The sequence below is a fragment of the Dyella mobilis genome (assembly GCF_016904945.1).
Taxonomy (GTDB): Bacteria; Pseudomonadota; Gammaproteobacteria; order Xanthomonadales; family Rhodanobacteraceae; genus Dyella_B; species Dyella_B mobilis.
Genome location: NZ_JADIKF010000038.1, coordinates 428,819 through 442,240 on the forward strand (window position 1 = coordinate 428,819; position 13,422 = coordinate 442,240).

Sequence of the window (13,422 nt, forward strand, 5' to 3'; positions counted from 1 at the left end):
ATTCGCGCAGATGGCTACCGCCGGCCTGCCGCGCGAGGCGCGGATTCGCCGAGCCGGTGACTTTGCCGCCTTGCGACAAGCCAGCGGCCGCCTCGGCGGCCGCTGTTTTTCTGTGCGCTATCGACAGAACGAGCTAGGCCACGCACGGCTGGGCCTGGCCATTTCCAAGCGGGTGTCCAAGCGCGCGGTCGAACGCAACCGCATCAAGCGCCTCCTGCGCGAGTCATTTCGCCGCATCCGCCACGAGTTGCCCCCGTTGGACCTGGTGTTCATGGCCCGCGAGCAGGCCGCCGGACTGCCAGGCCCGGAGCTTCTTGCCGAGCTCGATCTCCTCTGGCGCAAACTCGTGCCGTTGAAGCGCGGCGACGACACCTCCACAATCGCGTGTTGATCTTCCTTTTCCCACCCTCAGTGGCCCGCTGGTGCGGTGCCTCCTATCGGATCGCTACGCGATGAATCAAACGCGCACCTTCCTCATGTTTGCCTTGATGGCCGTGTGTTTCCTGCTTTGGCAGGCATGGGAACAGGACTACGGCCCGCATCCGGTGACGGCCGCAACCCCTGCATCAGCGAATGCTTCCGGAAATACGGTTCCGGGCGCCGCGCCGGCGATTTCCAACGCCAGCACCGCTACCGAGGCGGGTTCCGCCCAGTCCCAGCTGATTACGGTCAGCACCGACGTGTTGCGACTCACCATCGACACGCGCGGCGGCAGCATCGTGCGTTCGGAACTGTTGAAATATCCAGTGACGCCGCGCACCAAGAAAGATCCCGATCCGGCGTCGATCCGCCTGTTGGACGACAGTGCGGCCGATTACTTCGCCGCGCAAAGCGGGCTGGTCAGCGCTGACGGTGCCGCACCGGACCACCGTGCGATCTTCCAGTCGGCACAAACCAGTTACGCGCTGGCCGACGGCCAGGATGCGCTCAACGTGGATCTCACCTGGACCGATGCCAGTGGCATCAAGGTGGTCAAGCGCTACACCCTGCATCGCGACAGCTACGTGATCGATGTCGATCAACAGATCAACAACGGCAGCAGCAAGAACTGGGACGGCAACGCGTACCGCCAGTTCCAGCGCGTCGATCGCCCCACGCCGGTGTACAGCAACTTCCTGCAGCGCATTTCCGATCAGTCGCGCTTCGGCTTCTTCGGCGCCGTCTGGTACAGCCCCGAGCAAAAATTCAACAAGCTTGCTTTCGACAAGTTTGAGAAGGACCCACTGCAAAAGCAGGTCGCCGGCGGCTGGGTGGCGATGATGCAGCAATACTTCCTCGGCGCATGGATCCCGCCGGCGAAGGAAGCGGACAGCTTCTCCAGCGCCACGGTGAATGAGCCGGAAGGAAAGCAGCGCTACGTCATTCGCGCCGTGGGTCCGCAGATCAACGTGGCTCCGGGGCAACAGGCCAGCAGCAGCGCACAGTTGTATTTGGGGCCCAAATTGCCGGATGCCCTGCAGACCATCGCACCCGGTCTGGAACTGACCATCGATTACGGCATGTTGAAGATCTTTGCCGAACCCCTGCATTGGGTGTTGGCCCAGCTCGACAAGCTGACCGGCAATTGGGGCGTGTCGATCGTCCTGCTCGTGCTGCTGATCAATCTGGTCACCTTCAAGTTCACCAACGCCCAGTTCGAATCCGCCGCCAAGATGCGCAGGCTCAAGCCGCGCATGGACGCGCTGAAAGAACGCTACGGCGACGATCGCCAGAAGATGCAGCAGGCGATGATGGAGCTGTACAAGAAGGAAAAGGTGAATCCGGCTGCTGGCTGCCTGCCGTTGCTGATCACCATTCCGATCTTCTACGGCCTCTACTACGTGCTGCGCGATAGCGTGGAATTGCGCCAGGCGCCGTTCTTCGGTTGGATCCATGATCTTTCGGCGGCCGATCCCTATTTCGTGCTGCCGATCCTCTATACGGTCGTGATGCTGGTTCAGCAATGGATGATGCCGACCACGGCCGGCATGGATCCTACCCAGGCAAAGATGATGAAGTTCATGCCGCTGATGTTCGCGGTGATCTTCCTGTTCTTCCCGTCGGGCCTGGTGCTTTACTACGTCGTCAACGGCCTGTGCCGCCTGCTGCAACAGACCTGGGTGACGCGCCGCGCCGAAGCGGCGCAGGCCAAGGCAGCCTGATAACGACGCGCGGGCGGCCAGGTGCCGCCCGCCGCGGTTATGCTGATATCCATGACCGCCACCGCTCCCAACGATGACACCATTGCCGCCATCGCCAGCGCTCCCGGCGCGGCAGGCGTAGGCGTCGTGCGCGTTTCGGGTGCGAACGTACCGCAGATCGCGCTGGCTTTGTTAGGTCGATCGCCGCAACCGAGGCACGCGCACCTTGCCGCGTTTCGCGGCGCAGATGGCCAATTGATCGATCGCGGGTTGTTGCTGCATTTCCCCTCGCCGGCTTCTTATACCGGCGAACACGTACTTGAACTGCAAGGTCACGGCAGCGTGGTGCTGCTGGATCTGTTGTTGCGGCGCGTATGCGAGCTGGGCGCCAGGCTTGCGCGTCCGGGCGAATTCACCGAGCGCGCCTTCCTCAATGGCAAGCTGGATCTGGCACAAGCCGAAGCCGTCGCCGATCTCATTGCGGCGCGATCGCAAGCCGGCGCGCGCGCAGCCTTGCAGTCGATGGATGGCGTTTTCTCGCGCAAGGTGAATGCTTCGCTGCGAGCTCTCATCGCCCTGCGCGTACACGTGGAAGCGGCCATCGATTTTCCCGAGGAAGAAATCGACTTCCTGGCCGACCCCGCGATCATGCAGAAGTTGGAAGCGCTGCGTGCGCAGTTGGATGACCTGCTGGTCGAAGCACGTCGCGGCGTTCGGCTCAACGATGGCTTGCGCATCGCCATCGTGGGGCGGCCGAACGCAGGCAAGTCCAGCTTGCTCAATGCGCTGGCCGGCAGCGAACGAGCCATCGTGACCGACATTGCCGGCACTACGCGCGATGTCGTGCGCGAAAGCATCAACCTGGACGGCTTCGTCTTGGAGTTGGCCGACACCGCCGGATTGCGCGACACGCACGATCCGGTGGAACGCGAAGGTGTGCGTCGTGCGCACGGAGAACGCGAAAGTGCCGACGTCGTCGTGCTCGTCAGCGATGTTCTGCACGCCGAAACCGATCTGGCCTGGTTGAGGGATCTCCCGGCTTCGGCAGAGCGCATCGTGGTCATCAACAAGATCGATCTGGACAGTCTGCAAACCAGAGACGAGTGCCGCGATGGCGCTCGATGGTTGTGGATTTCCGTAAAAACAGGCGAAGGTCTAGCGGTGTTGCGTGAGCATCTCAAGCAACTTGCAGGTGCCGGCAGTGGCGAGGGAACTTTCAGCGCACGCAGGCGACACGTGTTTGCACTGGAGCAGGTAGCCGTTCACCTGGAGCATGCCGCCCGCGCGCTCATCGATATGCGTGCCGGCGAATTGGCGGCCGAAGAACTTCGACAAGCACAACATGCGCTGGGCGAAATCACCGGCACTTACACCAGTGATGATCTGCTCGGCGCGATTTTCAGCACTTTCTGCATCGGCAAATGATCAATCGCGTTGTCGTGCGAGCAGCGCGTCGAGTTCGGCCGGACGCGGCATGCCGCCACGAGCGCCAAGACGCGTAACGGACAGAGCGGCCGCGGCACAGGCTTTGCGCACGGCGATCGGCAAGCCCTCCTGCAAATACACGGCAAGCGCGGCATTGAACGTGTCGCCGGCGCCGGTGCTATCCGCGGCTTCAACTTTAAAACCGCTTTGATGCACAGGCGCGCCTTCTTCGCGGAACCAGGCGCCTTCAGCGCCGCGCGTCACGACCACCGGGCACGGCGAGCGACGCATCAGCTCGCGAAAATCGATGGCTGGGTCCGCGCCCAGCAAGGTCGCCAATTCGTGCTGGTTAGGCGTGATGTAGCGCGCGAGCTTCAACCAATCCGCCGGCAAAGCCTGAGCGGGCGCGGGATTGAGAATGACCGGCACCTGCGCCTGGTGCCCGATGCGCAGCGTGGCTTCCACGGTCTCCAGCGGAATTTCCATTTGCACGAGCACCACGTCAGCCCGGGTAATGACCTCCCGCGCGCGTGCGACGTGCCCGGGTGTCAGCCGTGCATTGGCGCCAGGTACGACAACAATGGAATTTTCAGCGCCCGCCACGGTGATCGAGGCGGTACCGCTGCTGCAGTTTTCGACGTGAACCACGTGTTCGGCGTGGATGCCTTCCTCGAGCAGGGCATCGCGCAGCGGTTGGGCAAAATTGTCGTCGCCCACGGCACCTACCAGGTGTACTTCAGCGCCTAGCCGCGCGGCTGCAACGGCCTGATTGCCGCCCTTCCCGCCGTGCACGGAAAGAAAGCGCTCGCCGAGCAGGGTTTCGCCCGGCGCGGGAAACCGTTGCGCCAAGGTCACCAGATCCATGTTGATGCTGCCGACGACAACGAGACGTGTCACGTTTGCTCCCGCGTAGATACCTGACGCGCAGAGCGTAAAGCCACGACCGTCCAGGCGATAGTCGCGCCGTTGCCGAGAACCGGCACGAGTCGGTTCCCGGCAGACCTGCAGCGGCCTCGAAACGAATTAGTGGCTGTCGCTCGAATCGGCATTCGAATTGCCGTTGGAGCTTCCCGTCGATGATCCGGCGTTGCGCGCGTTCTGCGCGCGCTGCTTCATCTGTTGCTTCATGCTTGCGTATTGAGTTTGCTGCGCAGGTGTCAGTACGGCATTGATTTGCGTTGCCGTGTCCTGGCGGATGCCATGCAGTTTGGCATGCAGATCCTGCTTGGAGAGCGAGCTGTCGCCGCGGGCCGCCGCCAGCTGCTGTTGCTGGTTTTGCAGGATGGTGGTGATCTTGGTCGACTGGTCGGCGCTCAATCCCAATCGCTTGGTAAGGCGGGCGGCCTGTTTTTGGGGGTCTGGCGCCGTGTGTTGGGCACCGGACGATGGCGAGCTGCTTGCGCCGGTGGAGGTGCTGTCCTGTGCAAACGCCAAGCTAGGCGCAAGCGTCACGGCGCCCACTGCAAGGGCAAGCAGGGCAAAACGCGAAGCGAGGATGTTCATGCGATGTCTCCAGAATTCGTGGGTGAGCTCGCCGAAGGCCGGCAGTTGGAAAACGGTGAGCGCCACGCTGCGTTTACTTGCGCGCAAATTTTCTTCAGCCATTCGTAAGCTTTTGTCGACCCGGTCTTGAAAGGGATGCCGGCGGCCCCGACGCTTTCATTTTGCGTCCCGGAGCTGTCCCATGATTGAGCTGTATTACTGGCCGACGCCGAATGGCCACAAGATCACCTTGTTCCTGGAAGAAACGGGTGTGCCGTACTCCATCAAGCCGGTCAACATCGGCAAGGGGGAGCAGTTCGAACCGGCCTTCCTGAAAATCTCCCCGAACAACCGCATGCCGGCGATCGTGGACAAGGCCCCCGCGGACGGCGGCGAGCCGCTTAGCGTGTTCGAGTCCGGTGCAATCCTGCAGTATCTGGCGGAGAAGACCGGCCGCCTTCTGCCATCGGATCTGCGCGGCCGCGCGACGGTGATGGAGTGGCTGTTCTGGCAAGTGGGCGGACTTGGGCCGATGCTCGGCCAAAACCATCATTTCAATCGCTATGCGCCGGAAAAGATTCCGTATGCGATCGACCGCTACGTGCGGGAAACGCGCAGGCTCTACGGCGTGCTCGACAAGCGCCTGGAAGGGCGCGATTTCATAGCCGGCAAGGAGTACAGCATCGCCGACCTCGCCGCCTATCCATGGACGGTATCGCACGAAGACCAAGGCATGAAGCTGGAGGATTTCCCGCATCTCAGGCGATGGTTCGAACACATCCGCGATCGTGATGCGACGAAACGGGCGTACGCGATCGGCGACGGCATCAAGGGCAAGCTCGATGCGCGAACGGATGAAGAGGCGCGGCGAAATCTGTTTGGACGGTGAGCCCGCCAAGTAACAAAAAGCCCGCCATTTGGCGGGCTTTTTTAGTCTTGCATCAACGTGCTCTCAATGCGCGTGGCCGACGCCGGAGTCGCCCTGCAACAGCGGCGGCGGTGCGCCGGCTACGGCGAGCAGCGACTGTGCGTAACCGTCTTCCATGGTTACCGTCGACACTTCGTCCCACGAGAAGAAAGAGGGCTCGCGCAGCCACTCCGCATCCGGCGTGATTTCCTGCATGTTGAAGCCGTCTTCCTCGACGCTGACCAGGCGGCCGATGTAGCAGACCTCCGCCTCGTCCTCGCTATCCACGTGCACGCCGATGACCGGCGCGATGGCGCTGGCCGCCTGGACCACATCGCGGATGCTGTCGAGCGGGAAGCTGCGTGGCAGGCGCGGCACCAGATTCTTCAGCACCAACGCCTTCTCCATGAAGATGTGATGCTTGTCCGGCGTTTCCAGCTCGCTGATGTCGCGATGCCGCATTACATACATGCCGTCGTAGGTCACGCCGTCGCCGACGACCCACAACAGGAAAAACTCCCGGCCGACGCTGCCCACATAACCGCAGAAGCTGCCGTGTTCGAGTTCGCCGCGCCATAGACGCACCAGTTGCTGCGTTTGTTGCGCTTCGCGGAGCTGCGCACGCTGGCCGGTGGTTTTCAGTTCGATAATCTTGCCCATGGTCACCATTTTACCAGAGGGGTTCCAACGGCTTGTTTACAGCCCGCTAAGCGCTACTGGTTGTTAATTTTCCTATGTTAAAACAATAAGTTACGGAGACTGGCAAGCGCTTATAGGATATAACGGCTGAGGTCTTCGTCACTGACCAGGCTGCCGAGGTTTTTATCTACATATTCGGCGCTTATCTGGTAGTTTTCGCCGTTTTTATCCGCAGCTTCGTAGGAGATCTTCTCCAGAAGTCGCTCCATCACCGTATGCAGGCGGCGGGCGCCGATGTTCTCCGTGCGCTCGTTCACCTGGAAGGCCACCTCGGCCAGCCGGTCGATGCCGGATTCCTCGAAGGTGAGGGTGACACCCTCGGTACCCAGCAAGGCGACGTACTGCTTGGTCAACGCGTTGTGCGGTTCGCGCAGGATGCGCTTGAAATCGTCCACCGACAGCGCGGACAGCTCCACGCGGATCGGCAGGCGACCCTGCAGTTCCGGGATCAGGTCCGACGGCTTGGCCAGCGAAAACGCTCCCGAAGCGATGAACAGCATGTGGTCAGTCTTGATCGGGCCATATTTGGTGGAAACGGTGGAGCCTTCGACCAGCGGCAGCAGATCGCGCTGCACACCCTCGCGGCTGACACCCGCGCCACCCCATTCGGAGCGCTGCGCAATCTTGTCGATCTCGTCGATGAACACGATGCCGTTCTGTTCGGCGGCTTCCATCGCCAGGGCGCGGATTTCTTCCTCGTTGAGCAGACGGCTGGCTTCTTCTTCGATCAGCAGCGGGCGCGCCGCCTTGATCGCCAGCTTGCGCTTCTGCGTCTTGGCGCCGCCAAGGTTCTGGAACATCTGGCGCAGCTGCTGGCCCATCTCCTCCATGCCAGGGGGAGACATGATTTCCACGCCCACATTCATGTTCACGTCGAGCTCGATCTCGCGATCGTCCAGCGCGCCTTCGCGCAGTTGCTTGCGCAGTTTCTGGCGAGTGTCGCTTTCGATCGAGCTGGCGGGTGTCGGGTCGTGGCTCCAGTCGCTGGGAGCCTGGCGGCGCGGCAGCAAGGCGTCGAGGATGCGGTCTTCGGCGCGATCCTCCGCCTGCGTGCGCACGCGTTTCATCGCTTGCTCGCGGGTCAGTTTGTAGGCGACATCCGCGAGATCGCGCACGATCGATTCCACGTCTTTGCCGACGTATCCCACTTCGGTGAACTTGGTCGCTTCCACTTTTACGAACGGCGCATTGGCCAGGGTCGCGAGGCGACGGGCGATTTCAGTCTTGCCCACGCCGGTGGGGCCGATCATCAGGATGTTCTTCGGCGTCACTTCCTCACGCAGCGCCGGCTCCAGCTGCATGCGGCGCCAGCGGTTGCGCAGCGCGATGGCGACGGCGCGCTTGGCGTCGTGCTGGCCGATGATGAAGCGATCGAGTTCGTTGACGATTTCGCGAGGAGTGAGTTCTGACATGGCCGGGAATCGTAAATGGGGATAGGGAATGGGCAGAGCGGGTGTACGGGAGCCTGGGCCTGTTCGAAGCCTCGTTCCCGATTCGCGATTTACAGCTCTTCGATCGTGGTGTTGTGATTGGTATAGATGCAGATGTCGCCGGCGATCTTCAATGCGCGCTCGACGATGGCGCGCGCATCGAGCTCGGTGTTTTGCATCAAGGCCAGCGCGGCCGACTGTGCGTAGGGTCCGCCGGAACCGATCGCGATCAGGCCGTGTTCGGGCTCGAGCACGTCGCCGTTGCCGGAAATCAGCAGCGAGGCTTCCTTGTCGGCGACGGCGAGCATCGCCTCAAGGCGACCCAGGCGGCGATCAGTACGCCACTCCTTGGCCATTTCCACCGCGGCACGGGTGAGGTTGCCGCCGTGCTTGTCCAGCTTTTGCTCGAACAACTCGAACAGGGTGAAGGCGTCGGCCGTGGCGCCGGCGAAGCCGGCCAGCACGTCACCCTTGCCCAGGCGCCGGATCTTGCGCGCATTGGCTTTCATGACGGTATTGCCCAGCGTGACCTGCCCGTCGCCGCCGATGACGACGCGGCCTTGGCGGCGTACCGAGACGATGGTGGTGGCGTGGAACGATTCCATGAAGATCTCCGAAACAAAGCCAGGTTCGGAAACGTGGGGCCGCCTGGCCTGTTTCCAAGATGCGGGAGCCGCCCTCCCCGGCCGGCCGCTTCAGGAGCCTTTGCGTCGGGCGCGCGGATGCGCGGCGTCGTACACCTTGGCCAGATGCTGGAAATCCAGATGGGTATAGATCTGCGTGGTGGCGATATCGGCGTGGCCGAGCAGCTCTTGCACGGCGCGCAGGTCGCCCGAGGATTCCAGCACGTGGCTGGCGAAGGTATGTCGCAGCAAGTGCGGGTGCACGCGCTTGGCAAAGCCCTGGCGCAGCGCGAGCGTTTTCATGCGTGCCTGCACGGTGCGCGGACTGATCGGCGCACCGCGGCGACCGCGGAATACCGGGGATTCGGGTTCGCGCCCTTCGGCATCGCCCAGTGCGCGCAACGCCGTCACTGCATGGCGGCCAACCGGCACCACGCGCGTCTTGCGGCCCTTGCCGAGCACGCGCACTTCGCCCGCATCCAGGTCCAGGTCCAGCCAACGCAATCCGATCAGTTCGGACAAGCGCAGGCCGGAGGAATAGAACAGCTCCAGCATGGCGCGGTCGCGCAATCCAAGTGCTTCGTCGCCTTCGCCTTCCACGAGTGCGGTGGCCTCGTCGACGTCCAGCACTTCGGGCAATTTGCGCTGAACTTTCGGACCGCGCACCCCGGCCAGCGGATCGTGCGCCAGCACGCCTTCGCGGGTGAGCTGGCGGAACAGGCTGCGACAGGAAGACAACAGGCGCTGCAGGCTTTTGGGCGACAGTCCGCTCCGATGCTCGGCGGCAACGAAGCTGCGCATGCGATGAGGTTCCAGCGCGTCGAACGAAGAGATTTGCTGGGTTTGCATGTAGCGCACGAGCTTGGCCAGATCGCGGCGATAACCCTCAAGCGTATGCGGCGACGCCTTGCGTTCGTTGGCCATTCGGGCGAGCCACGTGTCGATCTGGCCTTGAATGTCCACGGCCAGACTCAGGCGCCGTCCTTCAGGCGTGCAAGGGCGCCGGTGAGGGTGGCGGCGATCATCTTCAAGAATGTCGTACCCATGCCAGGCTGGAAATGGTCCTGATCCTGGCTGCCGATGGCCAGCAGCCCCAGTTCGCCGAGCGGCATCACGGCAGCGGAGCGGATCTCCGGTGCGTGCTGGCCGAACAATCGATAGAGTCGCTCGGCGGACAGCCGGCCGGAAATGGGTTCGTGATGCGCCAGGAAGTCGGTGAATTCCGGCATCGCAGCGCGGCCGCCGGGTTCGTGCAGCAGCCAATCCGCCGGAGGCAGGATCAGGTCGCCGAACATCACCAGGCGAACCTGCTCGGTACCGAAGTCCTCCCGCAGCCTGACCACCACGGTACGCGCGGCAATGGCCGGGGTGTTGGCGCGTAACACGGCGACGTTGAGCTCGTGCACGCGTTGCATCAGGCGCTCGTTTTCCGCCGCAATGACGGTGAGTTCGCCCAGCCTGCGCTCCAGGTCGCCGTTCTTCTCCCGCAGCGTTTCCAGTTGATATGCCGCGAGCGAGGCCACCGCGCCTTGCTCGCGGGGCACGGTGAGCGAGGCGGCCAGATCCGGGTAATCGGCGAGAAACGTCGGATGCTGGCGCAAGTAAGCCGCCACGTCGCTGGCTTTGATCGTGTCGTCGAGCAGGGCGTTGGTCATGCGCGAAACCTCGAACGGGAAACTTGGGACGGCGAACCGCCGGTTCCGAGTGTGCGATGGACGCGCCCGCGCATCAATCACCTGATGCGATCAGGTGTCCGGCCATTCACCTTCGAAGACGAAGCTGGCCGGGCCCGTCATCCACAATCGCTCGCCGGGTCCGCGCCAATCGATGCGCAAACTGCCGCCGGGCAAATCCACGCGCACTTGCGGGTCGACCTCGCCGCGTTGCCGCAGCACCGCCACCGCCGCGCAAGCGCCCGTGCCGCAGGCCTGGGTCCAGCCCGCGCCGCGCTCGTGGACGCGCAACCTAAGGTGACCCGGGCTCACTTTTTGTACGAAGCCGGCATTGACGCCTTCGCGAAAGCGCTGGTGCCCGGTTACGGCCGGACCGAGCCGCTCCAGCGCAGGTGCTGCCAGATCATCCACCACGATTACGGCGTGGGGATTGCCCATCGAAACGGTGCCGATTTCCAGCGCCTGCCCATCCGCCGCCAGAGCGTAGCGATCGGAGATGTTGGGGGCGTCGAAGGGGATGCGGATGGGCTCGAAAATCGGTTCGCCCATGTCCACCGTGACGGTATGCGCGTCGATCAGGCGTACCGCCACCGGCCCGGATGGACTCTGGATCTGCACGGTTTCGTCCAAACCCAGTTCGCCGGCGCGATGCAGCCAGGCCGCCACGCAACGCACGCCGTTGCCGCATTGTCCGGAAGGCGAACCGTCGGCGTTCCAGATGCCGTAATAGAACGCGCTGGCGCCGTCGCGCGCGGGTTCCACGCTCAGCAATTGATCGAAGCCGACGCCGGTGTGGCGATCGGCGATGGAACGCATCGTGGCGACGCTCAAGGCTAGTGCGCCGTCACGGCTGTCGATCACGACGAAGTCGTTGCCGTTACCGTGCATCTTGGAAAACCGCAGTGCCATGACCGATCGCCCGATCAATGCCCGCTGAGTGGCTTGGTGACCACGCTGCTTGCGCTGGCGGGCTGTGCTGCCGTGCTGGCGTGCGCCGGCGCGGGAGCCGGCTGCACCGGCCTTGGCGTCGGCGGCGGCATATAAAGCGGGCCTTTGTTGCCGCAACCGGCGATCGCGGCGAAAACGAGGCAGGCCGGCAGCAGCAGGATCGGTCGACGCATGGTGCAAAGTCCTGGGGGAACGGGCGCAGTATAGCCAAGCCGCCCGGATGTCACCGCGACAGCGACTATGATGCGCGATAAACGGCACAAGGACGTGCGGGTATCTGGAGTCGTCGATGAACTGGAACGAATTGCTGCGCCTGCCTGCCACCCTGCTTGCCATCCTGGCTTGCATCGCGTTGCTGGCGGCCTTGGTCCAACTGCTGGCGGCGCGCCGGCACGTGCACAGGCGCCGGCATCTGGCCGCCACCGGCCACGTCCTGCTGATGCTGGTCCTGGTGATCGTGACGGTGTTCCTGGCCGGTTTGGCCACGACCTTGCGCGGTTATCGCTTTCTGAGCGACGAGGCGCCCGTGGTGCAGATCGATTCGCGCATCCTGTCGCCGCAACGCTGGGACCTGATCCTGACCTGGCCCGACGGCAGCATGCGCCAGGTGACGCTCACCGGCGACGATTTCCAGATCGACGCGATCGTACTCAAGTGGAAGCTGCCGGCGATGCTGGCGGGACTGCCGCCGCTGTATCGCCTCGATCGCCTTACCGGCCGCTACGACGATGCCGGACAGGAAACGAACGCGCCGCGCACCGTCATCGACTTCAACGAGGCCGGCCAGGGCGACCTGCTCGACCTGAAAAAGCAGTTCCCGAGCTGGCTGCCCGAGGTGGACACGGTGTTCGGCAGCGGCACCTTCCTGCCGCTGGTCGACGGCGGCCACTACGAAGTGAGCCTGATGCGCACCGGCGCCCTGGTGGCGCGCCCCGACGATGCCACCCGGCAGCGCATCGGCCAGCCGATGGGCGAGTGACCCAACTGCTGCTAAATCGCAAGAAATCCCGTGTTTTTGTCGTCACGATGCGGTGCTAGATTCGCCTTACCAGTCACCTGCTCTGCAGACCAAAAGGGGAGATACGCATGAAACGTTTCGTGTCCGTCGTGATGATGTCCGGCCTTGCTTTCGTCGCCACCGCCGCCCTGGCCCAGCAGCAACCGGTCCGCGATATCAGCGCCAAGCATCACCCGAACCTGGCTCGCGCCCAGCATCAGACCGATGCGGCGTACAAGAGCATCGTTGCCGCCCAGCAAGCCAACGAATTCGATCTGGGTGGCCATGCCGCCAAGGCCAAGGACTTGCTCGACCAGGCCAATCGCGAGCTGAAGCAGGCCGCCGAGGTCTCCAACGCAAACCATTGAAGCGGTCCTGCCGCAACGAAAAAGGCCTCCCGCATGGGAGGCCTTTTTTTGGCACTTACTTCAGGATCTTTTCGTAGCGAAACGCGTCCGAACCGTCTTCGTAGAACCCCTTCACCAGCGGGCCGAAGCGGTGATAGCCCAGCCGCTCGTACAGCCGGACGGCAGTGGCATTGTCGGTGCGCACTTCCAGCCGCAAGGCGTGGCAGCGCCGTTGCCGCGCCGCGGCCTCGGCGGCTTCGATCAGCGCGGTGCCCACACCCTTGCCGCGCGCCTCCGGCAGGCTGGCGATCGAATAAAGCCGCGCCACGCGGCTGCCTTTGCGGAAAAAAACCAGGGCCGTGCCGAGAAAGCGCCGGTGGTTGGCGCTGGCGACCAGCACGCGTGCCGAATCGCTGTCCAGGTGGCGGCGAAATTGCGCGCGACTGACGCGGTCGCTGTCGAAGGTGGCTTGCTCCAGCGCGACCAGATCATCGAGATCGGAAAGTTCGGCTCGACGCACCCGCACGGCGGCGGTGGCTGGCGATGGGGTCATCAACGGGTTCTCGTCAAGCGCGCCGGTGGTCGGCCTGGCGCGGGTCAGGGCAGAAGGTTCGAACAAGCGCGGCACTGTAGTGCACGACGCGCGGGAAAGCATCCCGCCAAAGTCACCCGGCGTCCACTGCACCCTCTTCGGCGCGGTGCACATTTACTCCAGCTTCAGTGCTTGCTCTTGTGCACGTCGCCGAGGTGCAAGACACTTCCGCCTTGCGT

At 63.4% G+C, this 13,422-nt stretch carries 16 protein-coding genes; 6 read left to right on the top strand and 10 right to left on the bottom strand.

The window, feature by feature from the left end:
* Positions 1–10 precede the first annotated feature (10 nt).
* From rnpA to mnmE, 3 genes are all read left to right on the top strand, one after another.
* Entirely contained in the window at positions 11–391 is a 381-nt protein-coding gene (gene rnpA, locus ISS99_RS09555; RefSeq protein WP_204631379.1) for a ribonuclease P protein component, read from the top strand.
* Positions 392–452: 61 nt separating this feature from the next.
* Complete coding sequence (yidC, locus tag ISS99_RS09560) at positions 453–2,141, top strand: membrane protein insertase YidC (RefSeq protein ID WP_204631380.1); 1,689 nt, start codon at positions 453–455, stop codon at positions 2,139–2,141.
* 51 nt (positions 2,142–2,192) lie between these two features.
* Positions 2,193–3,545 (top strand): tRNA uridine-5-carboxymethylaminomethyl(34) synthesis GTPase MnmE, encoded by a 1,353-nt coding sequence (gene mnmE / locus ISS99_RS09565; RefSeq protein WP_204631381.1) that lies wholly within the window; start codon positions 2,193–2,195, stop codon positions 3,543–3,545.
* Here the strand turns inward: mnmE and rbsK are convergent, their stop codons facing one another.
* Together rbsK and ISS99_RS09575 are read right to left on the bottom strand one after the other, a co-directional pair.
* On the bottom strand, positions 3,546–4,442 hold the full coding sequence (gene rbsK, locus ISS99_RS09570; RefSeq protein ID WP_204631382.1) for a ribokinase: 897 nt from the start codon (positions 4,440–4,442) through the stop codon (positions 3,546–3,548). It abuts the gene before it with no gap.
* A gap of 126 nt (positions 4,443–4,568) precedes the next feature.
* On the bottom strand, positions 4,569–5,150 hold the full coding sequence (locus ISS99_RS09575; protein WP_204631383.1) for a hypothetical protein: 582 nt from the start codon (positions 5,148–5,150) through the stop codon (positions 4,569–4,571).
* A 79-nt stretch (positions 5,151–5,229) separates the two neighbouring features.
* Here ISS99_RS09575 and ISS99_RS09580 point away from each other — a divergent pair, with 79 nt between their 5' ends.
* Positions 5,230–5,916 (top strand): glutathione binding-like protein, encoded by a 687-nt coding sequence (locus ISS99_RS09580; protein WP_204631384.1) that lies wholly within the window; start codon positions 5,230–5,232, stop codon positions 5,914–5,916.
* A 63-nt stretch (positions 5,917–5,979) separates the two neighbouring features.
* Here the strand turns inward: ISS99_RS09580 and ISS99_RS09585 are convergent, their stop codons facing one another.
* The 7 genes from ISS99_RS09585 to lptM all read right to left on the bottom strand — a co-directional run bounded on the left by ISS99_RS09585 (position 5,980) and on the right by lptM (position 11,480).
* A complete protein-coding gene (locus ISS99_RS09585; RefSeq protein WP_204631385.1) occupies positions 5,980–6,594 on the bottom strand; it encodes a hypothetical protein in 615 nt (204 codons plus the stop codon).
* A 110-nt stretch (positions 6,595–6,704) separates the two neighbouring features.
* Positions 6,705–8,045, bottom strand: coding sequence for an ATP-dependent protease ATPase subunit HslU (gene hslU, locus ISS99_RS09590; RefSeq protein ID WP_204631386.1), 1,341 nt, complete (start codon positions 8,043–8,045; stop codon positions 6,705–6,707).
* A gap of 89 nt (positions 8,046–8,134) precedes the next feature.
* Positions 8,135–8,668, bottom strand: a complete 534-nt coding sequence (hslV, locus tag ISS99_RS09595; protein ID WP_204631387.1) for an ATP-dependent protease subunit HslV — start codon at positions 8,666–8,668, stop codon at positions 8,135–8,137.
* Between the two features lie 90 nt (positions 8,669–8,758).
* Positions 8,759–9,649: a tyrosine recombinase XerC gene (gene xerC, locus ISS99_RS09600; RefSeq protein ID WP_284343761.1), complete on the bottom strand. Its 891-nt coding sequence runs from the start codon at positions 9,647–9,649 to the stop codon at positions 8,759–8,761.
* An 8-nt stretch (positions 9,650–9,657) separates the two neighbouring features.
* Positions 9,658–10,341 carry a DUF484 family protein gene (locus ISS99_RS09605; RefSeq protein WP_204631388.1) on the bottom strand — a complete coding sequence of 228 codons (684 nt, stop codon included), beginning with the start codon at positions 10,339–10,341 and terminating at the stop codon, positions 9,658–9,660.
* Positions 10,342–10,431: 90 nt separating this feature from the next.
* Complete coding sequence (gene dapF / locus ISS99_RS09610; RefSeq protein ID WP_204631389.1) at positions 10,432–11,268, bottom strand: diaminopimelate epimerase; 837 nt, start codon at positions 11,266–11,268, stop codon at positions 10,432–10,434.
* A 14-nt stretch (positions 11,269–11,282) separates the two neighbouring features.
* Positions 11,283–11,480 carry an LPS translocon maturation chaperone LptM gene (lptM, locus tag ISS99_RS09615; RefSeq protein ID WP_204631390.1) on the bottom strand — a complete coding sequence of 66 codons (198 nt, stop codon included), beginning with the start codon at positions 11,478–11,480 and terminating at the stop codon, positions 11,283–11,285.
* Positions 11,481–11,596: 116 nt separating this feature from the next.
* Between lptM and ISS99_RS09620 the strand changes: the two genes are divergently transcribed.
* Positions 11,597–12,286 carry a hypothetical protein gene (locus ISS99_RS09620; RefSeq protein ID WP_204631391.1) on the top strand — a complete coding sequence of 230 codons (690 nt, stop codon included), beginning with the start codon at positions 11,597–11,599 and terminating at the stop codon, positions 12,284–12,286.
* Between the two features lie 107 nt (positions 12,287–12,393).
* The gene (locus ISS99_RS09625; protein ID WP_204631392.1) at positions 12,394–12,672 is read left to right on the top strand and encodes a hypothetical protein; all 279 of its coding nucleotides are present in this window, start codon (positions 12,394–12,396) and stop codon (positions 12,670–12,672) included.
* Positions 12,673–12,727: 55 nt separating this feature from the next.
* Here the strand turns inward: ISS99_RS09625 and ISS99_RS09630 are convergent, their stop codons facing one another.
* Positions 12,728–13,204, bottom strand: a complete 477-nt coding sequence (locus ISS99_RS09630) for a GNAT family N-acetyltransferase (protein ID WP_204631624.1) — start codon at positions 13,202–13,204, stop codon at positions 12,728–12,730.
* Between the last annotated feature and the right edge of the window lie 218 nt (positions 13,205–13,422).